The organism is Stutzerimonas sp. VN223-3, from assembly GCF_045999685.1.
Taxonomy (GTDB): domain Bacteria; phylum Pseudomonadota; class Gammaproteobacteria; order Pseudomonadales; family Pseudomonadaceae; genus Stutzerimonas; species Stutzerimonas stutzeri_AR.
On the sequence record NZ_RBEC01000003.1, the window covers coordinates 412,125 to 427,514 of the forward strand.

Genomic DNA, 15,390 nt, shown 5'->3' on the forward strand with positions numbered 1-15,390 from the left:
CTCACACTCCTGCCTCGGGAAGAAACGGCGAGATCTGCGCTGCAGCGAACGCCAATGGCAGGCGTGAACGTCGCAGCGTCCAGCGCCCCGGAGTCAGAACGAGCATGCGCTCGGCGCCAGGCGGCGGCGTGACGCCCAACGCGGCGTATTGCTCAGGCCAGACCAGCTCGGCCCGTGCTTGCAGGTGCAGCAAATCGCCGCTGCTGAAATCGATAAACAGCAGCCCACAGCGCGGCTCGCGCAGCAAATTGCCGAGCGTGTTGAACAGCCGATTGCCGCTGTAGTCCGGCATCCATAAACGACCGTCCCGGCCGATTTCAATGAAACCGGCCGGTCCGCCACGATGCGAAATATCCACCCCGCCACCCTGCGGGTCCGGACTCTGGCTGGCGATGAACAGCGTGTCCGCCGTCTGCACCAGCCCCAACCATTGTTCGTCCAGGCCGTCGCCTTCGAGCATTAAGCCTGGTAGACGCGGAGTTGCCTCCCAATCGCGCGCCTGGATGTACTTCGGGCAATTGCCGAACGACTGGGCGACCGCAACGCTGAAGCCCCGCTCGTCGCTCTCTACGATTCGTCCATTCATGCGGTTGCGTCGGCGAGTTGGCCACTCGAGCCCGAGCAGACCGACCGCAGCGCGCGGATGCAACAATGATGCGATAGGATCGTCGACCTGTGGTTTGGCGTCGATACATAGCAGGGCTGGGTGCGGCGACCAGGCGAAACCAGCCGCGCCGCTAAGTACCGATGCATGAGGCTGCCCTTCGCTGTCTACTGCCGCCACCAGCAAAGCCGGCAATTGCGCGAAGAATTCCCGATGCTGCTCAGGCATGAACGAGCGGATCATGCGCCCGCCTATTTGCTCGGCTTTTTCGCGGACGCCAGCGCGGGTCTGAATCAATTGCTCGCCGACGTGGAAGGGGCTGCTCATAGCGGTTACTCCTATTCCAAGCCGTCCTATTCCAGGCCAGGCATGCCGATGTAGCCCGGCAGCTCACGGATGCGCGCGCACCAGGCACGTATTGCCGGGTACGGGTCGAGATCGATGCCGCCTTCACCGGCTAGCGCCGCGTAGGGGTATACCGCGAGATCGGCGATGGTTGGCGCAGCGGTCTCGGCCAGCCAGGCATGTTCGGTGAGTTGCTGCTCGACTAGCTGCAAAGCGGCGAGTGCACGGCTGGCAGTCAATGGTTCGTCTATCGGACGGCGGAACAAGCGCCCTACCCGAGCCGTAGCCGGACCGTGGTGCATCTCGTTGGCAGCGAAGCTCAGCCAACCAACGATGCGCGCCTGAGCAAGCGCGTCCTGCGGATACCAGGCTTCATCGGCGTAGCGTCGCGCCAGATAGACGAGGATGGCCTGGGAGTCGGCCACTCGGGTATCGCCATCCTCCAGGACCGGCACCTGCCCGCGCGGATTGATAGCGAGAAACGGCGGTTGCTTGTGCTCGCCTTGCAGCAGATTCACCGGCACCAGCTCAACCGGCTGGCCGATCAGGCTGAGAAACAGGCGCGCCTTGTAGCAGTTGCCGGACAAGGTCAGATCGTAAAGTTTCATCGTGTCGCTCCTTCGCAAGATGGGATTGGTAAGGCACGACTGGATAATAGACAGACCTGTCTGTACACTGCAAGCGCAAAATGTTCATGAGGATGGCGATTGGAGGGAAAAGAATCGCTCCCGCATAATGGCCGTCCGAGGAGACCTACATGGCAACGAACAAGCGCGACCTACTGCTCAGCACTGCCGAGCGGCTGTTCTACACAGAGGGCTACCACGCCACGGGCATCGACCGGATTCTCAGCGAGTCCGGTGTGGCGAAGATGACGCTGTACAAGCACTTCAAGTCGAAGGAAGAATTGATCCTGGCGGTGCTCGACGCACGTCAGCAGCCGATGCTCGAGCGCTTACGCGAAGCGCGCGACAAGCTGCCGCCACGCAAGGCGTTGCTCGGTGTGTTTGAAGGATTGAACAACATGATTCACAACCCGAGCGCGTTCTGTGGTTGCCTGTTCATCAACGCCGCGGCCGAATACCACGACCGCGATCATCCGATTCATCAGCGTTCGGCTACTTACAAGGCAGAGTTCCAGACGCACTTGCGCGAACTGCTCGAAGCGCTCGACGCACCGCAGCCAGAGCACCTTGCGCGGCAATTGCAATTTCTGATCGAGGGTGCGCTGAGCATGGCGCACATCGAAGGGCCGGCCGATCAGGCGCTGCTGGCCAAGGCGGCGGCCGACCACTTGCTGCAGGCCGCCGGTATTTGAGGTGATGCCGGATAGCGCGCTCTTATGCCGGGCGCTCTTCCTTCACGCGGAACCAAGCGGCGTAAAGCGCCGGCAGGAATAGCAGCGTCAGCGCGGTAGCGACGATCAATCCACCCATGATGGCCACCGCCATAGGCCCGAAAAACACGCTGCGTGACAGCGGAATCATCGCCAGCACCGAGGCCAACGCGGTCAACACGATGGGCCGGAAGCGGCGCACCGTGGCGTCGACGATGGCGTTGAAGCGGTCATGACCGGCACCGATGTCCTGCTCGATCTGGTCCACCAGAATCACTGAGTTGCGCATGATCATCCCGGACAGCGCGATGGTGCCGAGCATCGCGACAAAACCGAACGGCTTGCCGAACAGCAGCAGGAACAGGGTGACGCCGATCAGCCCCAGCGGTGCAGTAAGAAACACCATCGCCGCGCGGGAGAAGCTCTTGAGCTGCAGCATCAACAAGCTGACCACGACGATAATGAACAGTGGCATACCAGCATTCACCGAAGCCTGCCCGCGACTGGAGTCCTCCACAGTGCCGCCGACCTCCAGCAGATAACCGCTGGGCAGCGTGTCGCGGATCTCGCTCAGTGTCGGCTGGATCTGCTGCACCAGCGAGGCCGGCTGCTGATCGCCGTAGATATCGGCACGCACCGTCACCGTCGGCAAGCGATCACGGTGCCAGATCACGCCTTCCTCGAAGCCATATTCCAGCGTGGCGACTTGCGACAACGGCACGCTGAGACCGCTGGCGGTGGGAATCGCCAGGCTCGGCAGCATCGATAGCGTCTCGCGCTCGCGTGCGGTACCGCGCAATAGAATCTCGATTAGCTCATTGTCCTCACGAAACTGGCCGGCAGTGGCGCCGGTGAAAGTACGCTTGAGGAAACTCGACAGCTCGACCGTGCTCACCCCGAGGGCGCGTGCGCGGTCCTGATCGACATTCAGCCAGACCACCTTGCTCGGCTCCTGCCAGTCCAAATGCACGTTGGCAACGTAGGGATTCTCACGCACCTTGGCGGCGACCTGACGCGCCAACTTGCGCACCACATCGATATGCTCGCCGGTCACTCGGAACTGCACCGGGTAGCCTACCGGCGGGCCATTTTCCAGACGACTGACGCGTCCGCGCAAGGTCGGGAAATCTTCACGCAGGCGCTCGATCAGCCAGCTGCGAAGGGCTTCGCGTTCCTCGATGCTCTTCGCCAGCACCACGATCTGGGCAAAGCTAGTAGCGGGTAGTTGTTGGTCGAGCGGCAGGTAAAAGCGCGGCGAGCCATTACCGACATAGGCGACGTAGTTATCGATACCAGCATGGTCCTTAAGCATGTCTTCGAGGCGGCGCACCTCGGCTTCGGTGGCCTTGAGCGAAGCGCCTTCGGTCAGTTTGAGATCGACCATCAGCTCCAGACGCCCAGACGCCGGGAAGAACTGCTGCGGAACGACACGGAACAGGCCGATCGCACCGACGAAGAGCAACAGCGTCAGTACGATCACGGTTTTGCGCCGACGCACGCAGAAGTAAATGATCCGCCTCACCCGCTGATAAAACGGCGTCGAATAGGGATCGTGCCCTGCATCGCTACCGCCGTGCTTTTGCGCGTAACGCTTGGCCAGATCCGGCAGCAGCTTCGCGCCCAATAGAGGGACAAACATCACCGCGGCGATCCATGAAGCAACCAGCGCGATGGTCACCACCTGAAAAATAGACCGGGTGTATTCACCAGTACTCGACTGTGCCGTGGCAATCGGTAGAAAGCCGGCCGCGGTGATCAGGGTGCCGGTGAGCATCGGGAAGGCCGTGCTGGTCCAGGCATAACTCGCCGCCTTGAGCCGATCGAAGCCTTGTTCCATCTTGATCGCCATCATCTCCACGGCGATGATCGCGTCGTCTACCAGCAACCCGAGCGCCAACACCAGCGCACCCAACGAAATTTTGTGTAGACCGATGTCCAGATAGTCCATGGCCGCGAATGTCATCGCCAGCACCAGCGGAATCGACAACGCGACTACAAGCCCGGTGCGCACGCCGAGCGAGAAGAAGCTCACCAGCAGCACGATCACCAACGCCTCGATCAGCACCCGCACGAACTCGCCAACGCCGGTCTTTACCGCCGCAGGCTGGTCGGACACCTTGCGCAATTCCATGCCGGCCGGCAGCTCCTGCTGCAACCTGGCGAATTCGCCTTGCAGCGCTTCGCCGAGCATGAGGATGTCGCCACCGGCTTTCATTGAAACCGCCAGCCCGATCGCCGGCTCGCCCATGAAGCGCATACGGGGTGCCGGTGGGTCGTTGAAACCGCGGTAAACCTCGGCCACATCGCCAATACGGAAAGTGTTGCCAGCAACTCTGATAGGGAAATCGCGGATTTCCTTCACCGTCTCGAAACTGCCGGTAACACGCAACTGAATACGGTCGCTGGGCGTCTCGACGAAGCCCGCCGACATCACCGTGTTCTGCGCTTCCAAGGCTTGCTGTACTGCTTCTAGCGACACACCCAGGTTCGCCAGTTTGACGTTGGATAGCTCGATCCAGATCTTCTCGTCCTGCAGACCGATCAGCTCGACCTTGCCGACGTTCTTCACACGCTGCAGCTGCAATTGGATACGGTCGGCGTAGTCCTTGAGCACGGCGTAGTCGAAGCCCTTGCCGGTTAGCGCATAGATGTTGCCGAAGGTGGTGCCGAACTCGTCGTTGAAGAACGGACCTTGCACCCCGGCCGGTAGCGTGTGGCGGATGTCACCGATCTTTTTGCGTATCTGGTACCAGAGGTCAGGAATTTGTTCGGAGCGCAACGAGTCACGCGCCATGAAGGTCACGTTGGATTCGCCCGGACGTGAAAAGGAAACGATGCGCTCGTATTCGCCGGTCTCCATCAGCTTTTTTTCGATGCGCTCGGTAACCTGCCGGGAAACTTCCTCAGCGGTAGCACCCGGCCATTGGGTCTGGATCACCATCGCTTTGAAGGTAAACGGCGGATCTTCGCTCTGACCGAGCTTGCTGTACGACAGCGCCCCCACAACGGCCATCAGCAACATCAGATAAATGACGATCTGCCGGTTGCCCAGCGCCCAGGCGGAGAGATTGAAGCGCATCGTGGTTACTCCTGAGCAGCCAGTACGACCGGGCGGTTATCACGATCGACTGCCCTCACCGACTGGTTCTCGTGGAGCATCTGCACACCGGCCAGCACTATCCAGTCATCGGCTCGCAGGCCCTCGAGCACCGGCACCAGCGTTTCGCCGTAGGCCCCGGTCCGCACGGCCACCCGCTCCAGCGTGGCGTCGTCTTTTATCCGCCAGACAAAGGCCTTGCCCTGCTCCGCCGTAACAGCCGAAAGCGGGACAGCCAGGGGCACGTCTCCATTAGTACGGATCGATACCAATGCGCTCTGACCGAGTTCGGCGGGCACAGCCGCATCTGTGAATGCAACCCGCGCCGAGTAGGTACGCGACTGCTCGTCGGCCGCTGGTGACAGCTCACGAATCTTGCCGGGGTACTGCTTGCCCGGTTGCGACCAGATTTCCACCGAAACTTTCTGGCCGATCGCATAACGATCCAGCGCTTGCTCGGGGAGATTGATCGCGACCTCACGCTCACCATCGGCGGCTAGAACGAATGCCGTCTGCCCGGCCGCGACTACCTGTCCGACTTCGACCAGACGCCTGGCGATCACCCCGTCGCGCGTCGCGCGCAGAGTCGCGTAGTCGACCTGGTTGCTCGCGACGTCGAACTCGGCACGTGCCTGTTTCAGGCGTGCCTGGGCCGAACGAAAGGCATTTTCCGAAGCGTCGAATTGCGATCGGCTGACCAGTTGCCGATTCATGAGCGTCTTGTAGCGCTCGTGTTCGGCGCGGGCGACCCTCAGGTTGGCCTCGGCGGCAGCGACCTGAGCGCGGATACCTTCGAGTTGCAGCCGCACGTCTTGCGGATCGATTTTGGCCAGCGGCTGATCCTTGCGCACTCGCTCACCAGCCTCGACCAAACGCTCGGTCACCTTCCCGCCGATACGAAAAGCCAGCTCGGGCTCGTAACGCGCGTGCACCTCGCCCGGATAGCTCTCGACCGCCTCGCTGGCCGGTTGGGGTTGAACCACCATTACCGGCCTTGCCGAGAGTTGCTCGGGCTCGCCGTTGCCGCAGCCAGCAAGCAACGCGAAACCAATGACACCGAGGAAAGGCAAGGCATGTCGGAACACGATGGATCTCTCTCTGTCGCAAGGCGGGCTTGATACCTATACTGCGCGGTATAGTAAAAATACCGAACTCACCAGTCTAGTATTAAAAACACATATGACAGAAAGCCCATCCGCACCCTCTGGCCCAGGCCGTCCAAAGGATCCAGCCAAGCGCGAGGCGATACTGGCTGCCGCTAAGGTGTTATTCCTCAGCAATGGCTACGAAGGCAGCAGTATGGAAACCATCGCTGCCGAGGCCGGCGTTTCCAAGCTCACGCTGTACAGCCATTTCAAAGACAAGGAGGCGCTGTTCGGCGCCGCGGTGAAAGCCACCTGCGAAACGCGTCTGCCGCGCAAGCTGTTTGCGCTGGCGGATGGCTGTTCGATCGAGCAGGTGTTGCTGGATATCGGTCATGCATTCCAAGAGTTGGTCAACAGCCCGGAATCCATCGGCCTGCATCGCGTCATGGTAGCGATGGCGACACAGAACCCGGCGCTGTCACGCATGTTTTTCGATGCCGGCCCGCAGCGGTTACTGGTTGATCTCGAGCAGTTACTCATCCAGGCGGACGAGAGCGACATGCTGAAGATTCCCGAGCCCATGCGTGCCGCTGAACACTTCTGCTCACTGATCAAAGGCGCGGCGCATTTCCGCCTGCTGATCGGCTATGCCGATTTGCCGAGCGCGGAAGAGGCGGAAAAGCACGTACAGGACTGCATCGCCTTATTTATGCGTGCCTATGGCGCTGGGTAGCACGAGACAGACTGACACGACGACAGCGAACCCGTACGCACGATGCGCCCAAAGTTCGCTTTCACTTCTGCATGTTGCAGCTGATCGTCAGTCGTGGCTCAACGCACCGATCCGATGGATGGACAGGTCAGCGCCATTGAACTCTTCTTCCTGGCTCAGGCGTATCCCAATGGTCGCCTTGAGGATGCCGTACACCAGAAGGCCGCCAATCAACGCAACCGATATACCCAGTGCCGAGCCGACCAGTTGGCTGAAAATACTGATTCCACCCAGCCCACCCAGGGCCTGCTGACCGAAGATTCCACAGGCCAGCCCACCCCAGACGCCACATAGGCCGTGCAGCGGCCATACGCCAAGTACATCGTCGACTTTCCACTTGTTCTGCGCCGCGGTGAAGGTCCAGACGAACAAAGCGCCCGCGATCAGGCCGGTGACCAGCGCACCAATCGGGTGCATCACGTCGGAGCCGGCACAGACCGCGACCAGTCCAGCCAGCGGGCCGTTGTGCAGGAAACCAGGGTCATTACGGCCAACCACCCAGGCCGCCGCAGTACCACCGACCATCGCCATCAGCGAGTTGATCGCTACCAGGCCGCTGACGCCTTCGAGGGTTTGCGCGCTCATCACGTTAAAGCCGAACCAGCCGACGATCAGAATCCATGAGCCTAACGCCAGGAATGGGATGTTCGAAGGCGCGAAAGCCACCAGTCGTCCATCACGATATCGCCCGTTGCGCCGCCCCAGCAGGAGGACCGCCCCGAGCGCCAACCAGCCACCCATGCCGTGCACGACCACCGAACCCGCGAAGTCATGGAACGGAGCGCCGAACGTCGCTTCCAGCCAGGCTTGCAGACCGAAGTTACCGTTCCACATCAGCCCTTCGAAGAAGGGATAAATGAACGCGACGATAAGCAGCGTCGCGCACAACTGCGGGCCGAAACGCGCGCGTTCGGCGATGCCACCGGAGATGATTGCCGGTATCGCCGCGGCAAAGGTGAGTAGGAAAAAGAACTTCACCAGCGAATAGCCGTTTTCAGCGATGAGCTGGTCAGCAGGCTGCATGAATGTCACACCGTAGGCGACCCAATACCCGATGAAGAAATACGCCAGCGTTGAAACGGCGAAATCGGCGATGATTTTCGACAGCGCGTTGACCTGATTCTTCAGGCGTACGGTGCCAACCTCGAGGAAGGCGAAACCCGCGTGCATCGCCAGCACCATTACAGCGCCCATCAGGATAAATAAAGAATTGGCGCTATGGATTAGCACCTCCACGGCACTATTTGGATTTTCCATTTACTGCTTCCCGCCATTGAGTCGCACCAAAACGGCCAGAATTACCAGACAAACGCACCATGATGCGTCACGCCTGATTGATTGCTCGCCATTGCCTGCCCCGGCCGGCTGCCAGGATTTGCTGAGTTCCGGTTTGCAGAACCTTCAAATTCAAAGATTTACAGCCACTGCCACCTGGAACCGACTTTCCGCTGCGCCATTTGAGCGCCAGCAGCGAAAAAGACGCACCAAGCCGTTGCAAGGCCTGTACCAGCGAAGCGGAAAGACGGCCCAAGTTGGCGCAAGGTATGCCGGGTAGCAGGCGAGACAGGCGCCGCGGGGAAGCGCCTATAGCATCATGGGGAAGTCGAGCGCCCCAGAGCGGGGCAGCAGCGGGATGCGGTTACAACGCGGACAACGTACGGAATTCGTCCTGCGCCAGCTGATCGGTCATGCCGCTGACGAAATCCTGCAGCATTCGGCAGCGGTAGTAGAACTCCCACAGCGACTGATCGGGCGAATCCTCTGAATGAGCTTTCATGGCCTCGTGGTAGGCCTTGATCAACTGGCTCGGCAGCCGGCGGGCCAGCATTTGCAGATGCGGTTCGCGGCGGCAACCACCCTCGGTCAAGGCCTGGAACGTTGCTGGAGCGACACGCAGTAGCGGTGCATAAGTATCCAACAGGCCTTGAAGAATTCGATATCCCTGCAACTGCAGGGTTTCCACTTCGCGATGGCAGAAGACGCGGTCCATCGCTACGTCCTTGAAGGTCTGCACGATGGCGTTGGGCAAGCTGGCGTCTTCCAGCAAAGCACGGTCCAGAGTGCCGTGATACACCGCCTCGATATGTTCGATGAACTGCTGGGCCGCGTGCTGCACCAATGGATGGACCATGTTCACCCTCAACCAGATGAAGAACTCGCCAACCTTGTTGATCGGCTCTTTTTCCGCACGCGACTCGGCATAGGTGACCATGTTGCGGAAACTGCGACCGGTCGCGCCGATCGGCTCGTCTGGCGAGCCGTGCTCGGCGAACTTGTCGACCAGCAGTCGCGCTAGTTGCTCGATGGTGAAGATGCCCTTCTCCACCGAGTCTTCGATATCTGCCAGGCAATAGGCGATGTCGTCCGCCGCTTCCATGATGTAGGCGACCGGATGGCGAGTGCCCGGTTGAAGATCCAGAGCTGCCTGCATACCGACTACAAACGGCTCTTCGGACAGATAGAAGCCCGGCTTCTTATGCAGATAAGCACCCGGCGATCCCTGCGGCGGCCTCGGCGCATAGGCGGCACGCACATATTTGAGCAAGCCGGCGGTCTGGGTGTAGGTCAGGTTCAGCCGCAGCAGGCTGACCACCAGCCGGATCGCCTGGGCATTGCCCTCGAACTGCTTTAGATCGACGAGCATGCGCGTGCGTAGCTCGACATCGCCATCGCCCTGCCCAGCCGGAACCGCGACGTCAAACAGAGCCTCAAGGTTACGTGCGAACCACTCGCCGATGGCGAACTCGCCGAAATGTCCAAAGGGGGGATTACCGATGTCGTGCATCAGGCAGGCCATTTCCACCAAACTTTCCAGTGCGCTTTCCAAACCATCGAGGCCGTACTGACCGGCCTTGTCGCCGAGCTGCTTGTACAGCGTCCGGACGATAAAACGGCCGGTCTGTTGCACTTCCAATGAATGCGTCAGGCGGCTGCGCACTGCCGCATTGCGCTCCAGCGGGAACACCTGTGTTTTCTGCTGCAAGCGGCGCACGGCAGCTGAATTGACGATGCGCCCGCGGTCGCTCTCAAGCGCATCGATGATCAGCGACATATCTTCGGAGGCCAGGAGGCCCGACTCGACACGGCCATGAGGTCGCTGACGGGAAATCTTGTGCTTGAAATTGACGGGCCCCGGCATGGGTCGAACTCGCTAACGAAAGGGATTGAGGAGCCTAGCGCGGCATGACGGCTTTACCAAGACCGTAGGGCACTACCGTAGCGCCCTCTCGATTAGAATCGGCCGTCCCAGCATGAATCGAAGCCATCATGAGCCGATCGAATTTTCATCAACAACATGCCGAGCGCGCCGCAGCAGAAGCAAGGCGGCTGCTTGAAAAGCGGTCGGCACTGGGTGCTCGCTGGCTGGCCTGGGTCGCCTCGGAGCTGTATCAACTCACCCCACCCGAATACGCAGCCATGGTCCGCCGTGAGCTAGCACGCTTAAACGAAGGCTGAATAGAGACGGTCACGCAGACTTCTATTCGGATCAGGAAAAACAACATGCAATGGTCGGTTGATGGCCCTTTTCTGAGTAAGCAGCTGCTACGCCTGCCCGGTACTGAAAAACCGTCGGCTATCGACAAGCAGTTGGCGCAGGAAACGGTCTGGCTCGGCATGGACGGGCTGCACGGTGACCGAGTTGCCGATCGTCGCTTTCATGGCGGACCTGATCGCAGTCTCTGTCACTACCCGGCCGAACACTATGGCCATTGGCGTAAGGCCTATCCGCACCTGCAACGACTCGGTTCCGCCGCTTTTGGCGAAAACCTGTCTACCATTGGTATCGATGAGCGCCAGGTTTGCATAGGCGATCGCTTTCGCTGGGGTGATGCGTTGATCGAAGTGAGCCAGCCGCGCTCACCATGCGCCAATCTTGATCGGCGCCACGCTGCACGCGGGCTGGCAAAACAACTGGCGCAAAGCGGCAGAATCGGCTGGCTGTACCGCACAATCGAGCCCGGTGAGATCGCCATCTGTACCCCGTTACATCTGGTTGAGCGTCCGTGCCCAACCGCCAGTGTCGCTCGCATATGGCGCGGCTTCACCGATGACGATGCCAGCGACGCTGAGCTGGCCTGGCTGGCCGAGCTGGAGCCATTGGCGACCGAGTATCGCCGACGATTCCGCCAACGCCTCGATGCGCGGCGGCGGCAGCGCGATCAGAGAGCGCTGTTCTGATGCGTTGATCGGCCGCTTCAAGGCCTGATTTCTGCCACAGCCTCCGGAGCTGAGTAGGCCACGAATGCGCGATCCGGCTCCCTCAGGCCACCGAACTACCCAGTGCCATGCGCACCCGGCCAAGCAGCCAGCCACCACCCACATTGATGATCAGCCCCAGCATCACCAACAGCGCACCGATCGCTTGCAGCACACCCAAATGCTCATCGAGCAACAGCGCGGCGGAGGTCAGGCCCACCACCGGCACCAATAGCGAGAAAGGTGCCACGGTGTTTGCCGGATAGCGCGACAGCAACCGGCTCCACAGACCGTAGCCAAGGATCGTCGCACCGAACGCCAGGTAGACCAGCACCAGAATCGAATCCCAGCCGATGCCGCGCAACGCGCTTTCGATCACCTGCGGACCTTCCAGCATCCATGACAGCGCAAAGAAGGGAATCGGCGGAATCAGGCTGCCCCAGACCACCAGACCGACCAGGTTCACCTTGCCTACCTTGCGCGTGACGATATTGCCAAGAGCCCACATCGACGCCGCGCATATGGTCAACACGAAGCCCGCCAGCGTCATGCTGCGATCACCCTGTAGACCAATCAGCAGCAGACCGCCGGCGGCGATCAGTAGCCCGACCAGGTTGGTGGCACGCAGCCGCTCGCCGAGAAATAGCGCGGCGAAGAACAAGGTGAAAAACGCTTGGGATTGCAATACCAGCGAGGCCAACCCGGCCGGCATGCCGACCTTCATCGCCGAAAACAGAAAGGCGAACTGACCCAGCGAAATGGTCGCGCCATAGGCGAGTAACCAGCGCAGCGGAAGTTGCGGACGCTTGATAAAGAGCACAGCCGGGAACGCCGCCAGCAGAAAGCGCAGTGATCCGAGCAGCATCGGCGGGATGTCGTCCAGACCGATCTTGATCACCACGAAATTCATGCCCCAGACGATGATCACGACCAGGGCCAGCAGCAGGTCCTTGGGCGACATGGCAGATTCTCCGCAAGCAAAGACTCATTAAAGCTGGGCGCAATGCAGGCGCACTCATACAGCGAACATGCAATTCGGCAATACACTCCGCGACACTTACGCAAACAGGCGCCGCGCATCTCGCCGCATGACGCAGTGACGCGCGGGCCGTGCCTGCTTCAGCTGCAACGGCTAGAATCGGCGTCTATTCGGTCGACACCATCAACCCGTACCAAACACGAGAGTAACCATGGGCGCACAGTGGAAAGCGAAACATAAGGAAGCGGCAGCCAACGCCAAGGGACGTACGTTCGGCAAACTGTCGAAGGAAATCATGATCGCGGCCCGCAGCGGTGCCGATCCGGACATGAATCCCCGCTTACGTCTGGTGGTGGAACAGGCGAAGAAGGCATCAATGCCACGCGAAACGCTGGAACGAGCGATCAAGAAAGGCGCCGGCCTGCTCGGCGAAAGCGTCAACTACGAGCGCACCACGTATGAAGGTTTCGCGCCGCACCAGGTGCCGGTGATCGTCGAGTGCCTGACCGACAACGTCAACCGCACCGTCGCTGAAATCCGCGTACTGTTCCGCAAGGGTCAACTCGGCGCATCCGGCTCGGTCGCCTGGGATTTCGACCACTGCGGCATGATCGAAGCGGCGCCGAATGCCGCCGATTCCGATCCGGAACTCGCCGCGATCGAAGCCGGCGCACAGGATTTCGAAGCTGCTGAAGACGGCGCCACGCTGTTCATCAGCGATGCCACGGACATGGACGTGGTCTGCCGCGCCCTTCCCGATCACGGTTTTACCGTGCAGGCAGCGCAACTCGGCTATCGGCCGAAGAATCCGGTCACAACCCTGTCCGGCGCGGAGCTCGAGGAGGTCGAAGCCTTCCTCAGCGCCATCGATGCCCATGACGACGTACAGAACGTATACGTTGGATTGGCGGGCTGATTTAGTCCGGATCGAGTTCAGTAGAGGCAAACACGATGAGCACAAACAAACCGAATACGCCTTACGCTCAGCGCGAACAGGGCTATCGCGAGAAAGCACTGAAGATGTACCCCTGGGTCTGTGGGCGTTGCGCGCGAGAGTTTTCGGGCAAACGTCTGAGCGAATTGACCGTCCACCATAAAGACCACAACCACGACAACAATCCGGAGGACGGCTCTAACTGGGAGCTGCTCTGCCTGTACTGCCACGACAACGAACACTCGCGCTATACGGACAATCAGTACCAGGCGGAAGCCAGGCCCGGCAGCGACCTGGGCCCGAAGGAGACATTCAAGGCTTTCGCCAACCTTGGCGATCTGCTCAAGGGAAAATCGGACTGACCCCAGCCCGCCTTTCGGTGCCGGTCACTTCACCAGCAGTACCGGCACCGAGACCTCATGTATTACCCGATTGGCCGCCGAGCCAAGCAGCATGCCGGTGAAACTACCCAGGCCGCGAGTGCCCATCACCACGGTGTCGCATCCGAGTCGCTTCACCGCGTCATTCACTTGCTCCGCCACGTTGCCCAAAACAGCATGGGTCTGGTGCGCAACCCCGGCCGCTTGCAGTGCTGTAGCGGCTTCTTCAAGCGTATGGTGCGATTTGGCTAGGAGGCCGTTATTGAGTTCCTCAACCGTACTGGGGGTGACGAACTCACCATAGATAACCGGTTCCTGTTGCGCGTTCAGCACATGCACGTTGAGCGCCTTAGACGCGTCAGCTGCGAAATCGATGATGTATTGCAATGCCCGCTTGGCATTGTCCGAACCGTCGTAAGCTAAAAGAACGGTGCGCATGTAGACCTCCATGGAGAGTGGTTAAATCAGCATAGACCAATGCTTAATCGCGTCCGGCAGCACGACCGCTTCTTAAATCTCCTTTTGCGAACCGCCCTATCTCATAGGCCAGCTGATGAGTACAACTTGTAAAACCCCGTTTGGCGTCGGTGACGCTTCATTTCAGGCAGCCGGCGGCGAAATCGGCATCGAGTGTCTGGTCGCGGATTTCTACCGGATCATGGATGAAACCGAAACAGCCGCTTGCGTGCGCCTCCTGTACCCTGAGGACCTGAGCGCGTCACGTGAACGATTGGCGGCGTTTCTCAGCGGCTGGCTGGGTGGGCCGCGTCGTTATGCGGAAAAGTACGGCAGCATCAGCATTCCGCAATTCCATACTCGCTGGACGGTAGGCGAAGCCGAACGGGACGCCTGGCTCGACTGCATGGCGCTCGCCATTGCCAGGCAAAATTACACAGCGGATTTCGCCGCCTATCTGCTGGCGCAGTTGCGAGTGCCGGCAGAGCGCATCCTCCAGGCCGGACGGCAGGCATGTCCGGCACGCCCCCAATCACTTCAGCCCTAGCGCTAGCTGAACCCCTGAGCGCATCGATGCGTCTATCCCTAGCGGGGTAAAAATGCGCGCCCTGCAGCATCGACGCTTCGAATCGCGCTGTCAGGTAATCAAGATGAAGATCCGCTTTGCCTCGGTCAACGAGCAGAAAATCCGTGACATAGGGGAATTTCTAGAGCAGAGCGGCATAGAGATCATCAACTTTCCGGTGCGGATCGTTGAAACCCAGACGGAAGACTTGTATCAACTGGTCAGCGATAAATTGCTGGATGCCTTCAAGCTGATAGGTAAACCGGTCTTCGTCGAACATTCCGGTCTGTTCATCAATAGCCTGAACGGCTTTCCCGGCGGTCTGACCCAGACATTCTGGGATCGATTGCACGCCGTGCGCTTTTCCGAACTGATTGGCGGTCTGGATGATCCTTCAGCGGTGGCGCGAACCCTGATTGGCTATTGCGACGGACGCAAACGGCATTTTTTCGAAGGTGAGGTTGCCGGGAAGATTTCCCGCGAACCGGCGGGCGATGAAGGCTTCGAGTGGGACAACGTGTTCATCCCCGACGGTTACTCTTGTACGTTCGCCGAGTTGGGTGGGGTCCATAACGATCTGTCCATGCGAAAGCGGGCACTGGATGCCTTCGTGACCCACTTGCGCGAAACCTGAGGGCAA

The 15,390-nt window shown here is 60.1% G+C and carries 16 protein-coding genes; 8 read left to right on the plus strand and 8 right to left on the minus strand.

Annotated features, from left to right (window positions below; translation table 11 throughout):
• Position 1 precedes the first annotated feature (1 nt).
• The gene (locus D7241_RS17785) at positions 2-931 is read right to left on the minus strand and encodes a pyridoxamine 5'-phosphate oxidase family protein (RefSeq protein WP_408102645.1); all 930 of its coding nucleotides are present in this window, start codon (positions 929-931) and stop codon (positions 2-4) included.
• Between the two features lie 26 nt (positions 932-957).
• Positions 958-1,557, minus strand: a complete 600-nt coding sequence (locus tag D7241_RS17790; RefSeq protein WP_408102646.1) for a glutathione S-transferase family protein — start codon at positions 1,555-1,557, stop codon at positions 958-960.
• Between the two features lie 149 nt (positions 1,558-1,706).
• Between D7241_RS17790 and D7241_RS17795 the strand changes: the two genes are divergently transcribed.
• A complete protein-coding gene (locus D7241_RS17795; protein WP_408102647.1) occupies positions 1,707-2,267 on the plus strand; it encodes a TetR/AcrR family transcriptional regulator in 561 nt (186 codons plus the stop codon).
• A gap of 22 nt (positions 2,268-2,289) precedes the next feature.
• On the opposite strand, the gene D7241_RS17800 is transcribed toward D7241_RS17795, so the two are convergent.
• Both D7241_RS17800 and D7241_RS17805 read right to left on the minus strand, forming a co-directional pair.
• The gene (locus tag D7241_RS17800) at positions 2,290-5,364 is read right to left on the minus strand and encodes an efflux RND transporter permease subunit (RefSeq protein ID WP_408102648.1); all 3,075 of its coding nucleotides are present in this window, start codon (positions 5,362-5,364) and stop codon (positions 2,290-2,292) included.
• Between the two features lie 5 nt (positions 5,365-5,369).
• Complete coding sequence (locus tag D7241_RS17805; RefSeq protein ID WP_408102649.1) at positions 5,370-6,467, minus strand: efflux RND transporter periplasmic adaptor subunit; 1,098 nt, start codon at positions 6,465-6,467, stop codon at positions 5,370-5,372.
• Positions 6,468-6,561: 94 nt separating this feature from the next.
• Here D7241_RS17805 and D7241_RS17810 point away from each other — a divergent pair, with 94 nt between their 5' ends.
• Positions 6,562-7,200 (plus strand): TetR/AcrR family transcriptional regulator, encoded by a 639-nt coding sequence (locus D7241_RS17810; RefSeq protein WP_408102650.1) that lies wholly within the window; start codon positions 6,562-6,564, stop codon positions 7,198-7,200.
• Positions 7,201-7,287: 87 nt separating this feature from the next.
• Here D7241_RS17810 and D7241_RS17815 read toward each other — a convergent pair whose 3' ends face one another.
• Positions 7,288-8,496, minus strand: coding sequence for an ammonium transporter (locus D7241_RS17815; protein ID WP_408102651.1), 1,209 nt, complete (start codon positions 8,494-8,496; stop codon positions 7,288-7,290).
• 382 nt (positions 8,497-8,878) lie between these two features.
• The gene (gene dgt, locus D7241_RS17820) at positions 8,879-10,378 is read right to left on the minus strand and encodes a dGTPase (protein ID WP_408102652.1); all 1,500 of its coding nucleotides are present in this window, start codon (positions 10,376-10,378) and stop codon (positions 8,879-8,881) included.
• 128 nt (positions 10,379-10,506) lie between these two features.
• Between dgt and D7241_RS17825 the strand changes: the two genes are divergently transcribed.
• On the plus strand, positions 10,507-10,695 hold the full coding sequence (locus tag D7241_RS17825) for a hypothetical protein (RefSeq protein WP_255979094.1): 189 nt from the start codon (positions 10,507-10,509) through the stop codon (positions 10,693-10,695).
• 45 nt (positions 10,696-10,740) lie between these two features.
• Positions 10,741-11,418, plus strand: a complete 678-nt coding sequence (locus D7241_RS17830) for an MOSC domain-containing protein (protein WP_408102653.1) — start codon at positions 10,741-10,743, stop codon at positions 11,416-11,418.
• Positions 11,419-11,500: 82 nt separating this feature from the next.
• Here the strand turns inward: D7241_RS17830 and D7241_RS17835 are convergent, their stop codons facing one another.
• Entirely contained in the window at positions 11,501-12,397 is an 897-nt protein-coding gene (locus tag D7241_RS17835; protein WP_408102654.1) for an EamA family transporter, read from the minus strand.
• A gap of 229 nt (positions 12,398-12,626) precedes the next feature.
• Here D7241_RS17835 and D7241_RS17840 point away from each other — a divergent pair, with 229 nt between their 5' ends.
• Both D7241_RS17840 and D7241_RS17845 read left to right on the plus strand, forming a co-directional pair.
• Positions 12,627-13,331 (plus strand): YebC/PmpR family DNA-binding transcriptional regulator, encoded by a 705-nt coding sequence (locus D7241_RS17840; protein WP_408102655.1) that lies wholly within the window; start codon positions 12,627-12,629, stop codon positions 13,329-13,331.
• 35 nt (positions 13,332-13,366) lie between these two features.
• A complete protein-coding gene (locus D7241_RS17845; protein ID WP_131648279.1) occupies positions 13,367-13,711 on the plus strand; it encodes a YajD family HNH nuclease in 345 nt (114 codons plus the stop codon).
• 24 nt (positions 13,712-13,735) lie between these two features.
• Here D7241_RS17845 and D7241_RS17850 read toward each other — a convergent pair whose 3' ends face one another.
• On the minus strand, positions 13,736-14,167 hold the full coding sequence (locus D7241_RS17850) for a universal stress protein (RefSeq protein WP_408102656.1): 432 nt from the start codon (positions 14,165-14,167) through the stop codon (positions 13,736-13,738).
• Positions 14,168-14,282: 115 nt separating this feature from the next.
• On the opposite strand from D7241_RS17850, the gene D7241_RS17855 reads away from it, so the two are divergent.
• Complete coding sequence (locus tag D7241_RS17855) at positions 14,283-14,732, plus strand: group II truncated hemoglobin (protein WP_408102657.1); 450 nt, start codon at positions 14,283-14,285, stop codon at positions 14,730-14,732.
• A gap of 103 nt (positions 14,733-14,835) precedes the next feature.
• A complete protein-coding gene (locus D7241_RS17860; RefSeq protein ID WP_408102957.1) occupies positions 14,836-15,384 on the plus strand; it encodes a non-canonical purine NTP pyrophosphatase in 549 nt (182 codons plus the stop codon).
• The last annotated feature ends 6 nt before the right edge of the window (positions 15,385-15,390 follow it).

What these genes read in the sequence shown, in the direction of transcription:
- D7241_RS17785 (WP_408102645.1), bottom strand. Translation starts at nt 931, where the DNA reads ATGAGCAGCCCCTTCCACGTCGGCGAGCAATTGATTCAGACCCGCGCT.
- D7241_RS17790 (WP_408102646.1), bottom strand. Translation starts at nt 1,557, where the DNA reads ATGAAACTTTACGATCTGACCTTGTCCGGCAACTGCTACAAGGCGCGC.
- D7241_RS17795 (WP_408102647.1), top strand. Translation starts at nt 1,707, where the DNA reads ATGGCAACGAACAAGCGCGACCTACTGCTCAGCACTGCCGAGCGGCTG.
- D7241_RS17800 (WP_408102648.1), bottom strand. Translation starts at nt 5,364, where the DNA reads ATGCGCTTCAATCTCTCCGCCTGGGCGCTGGGCAACCGGCAGATCGTC.
- D7241_RS17810 (WP_408102650.1), top strand. Translation starts at nt 6,562, where the DNA reads ATGACAGAAAGCCCATCCGCACCCTCTGGCCCAGGCCGTCCAAAGGAT.
- D7241_RS17815 (WP_408102651.1), bottom strand. Translation starts at nt 8,496, where the DNA reads ATGGAAAATCCAAATAGTGCCGTGGAGGTGCTAATCCATAGCGCCAAT.
- dgt (WP_408102652.1), bottom strand. Translation starts at nt 10,378, where the DNA reads ATGCCGGGGCCCGTCAATTTCAAGCACAAGATTTCCCGTCAGCGACCT.
- D7241_RS17825 (WP_255979094.1), top strand. Translation starts at nt 10,507, where the DNA reads ATGAGCCGATCGAATTTTCATCAACAACATGCCGAGCGCGCCGCAGCA.
- D7241_RS17830 (WP_408102653.1), top strand. Translation starts at nt 10,741, where the DNA reads ATGCAATGGTCGGTTGATGGCCCTTTTCTGAGTAAGCAGCTGCTACGC.
- D7241_RS17835 (WP_408102654.1), bottom strand. Translation starts at nt 12,397, where the DNA reads ATGTCGCCCAAGGACCTGCTGCTGGCCCTGGTCGTGATCATCGTCTGG.
- D7241_RS17840 (WP_408102655.1), top strand. Translation starts at nt 12,627, where the DNA reads ATGGGCGCACAGTGGAAAGCGAAACATAAGGAAGCGGCAGCCAACGCC.
- D7241_RS17845 (WP_131648279.1), top strand. Translation starts at nt 13,367, where the DNA reads ATGAGCACAAACAAACCGAATACGCCTTACGCTCAGCGCGAACAGGGC.
- D7241_RS17850 (WP_408102656.1), bottom strand. Translation starts at nt 14,167, where the DNA reads ATGCGCACCGTTCTTTTAGCTTACGACGGTTCGGACAATGCCAAGCGG.
- D7241_RS17855 (WP_408102657.1), top strand. Translation starts at nt 14,283, where the DNA reads ATGAGTACAACTTGTAAAACCCCGTTTGGCGTCGGTGACGCTTCATTT.
- D7241_RS17860 (WP_408102957.1), top strand. Translation starts at nt 14,836, where the DNA reads ATGAAGATCCGCTTTGCCTCGGTCAACGAGCAGAAAATCCGTGACATA.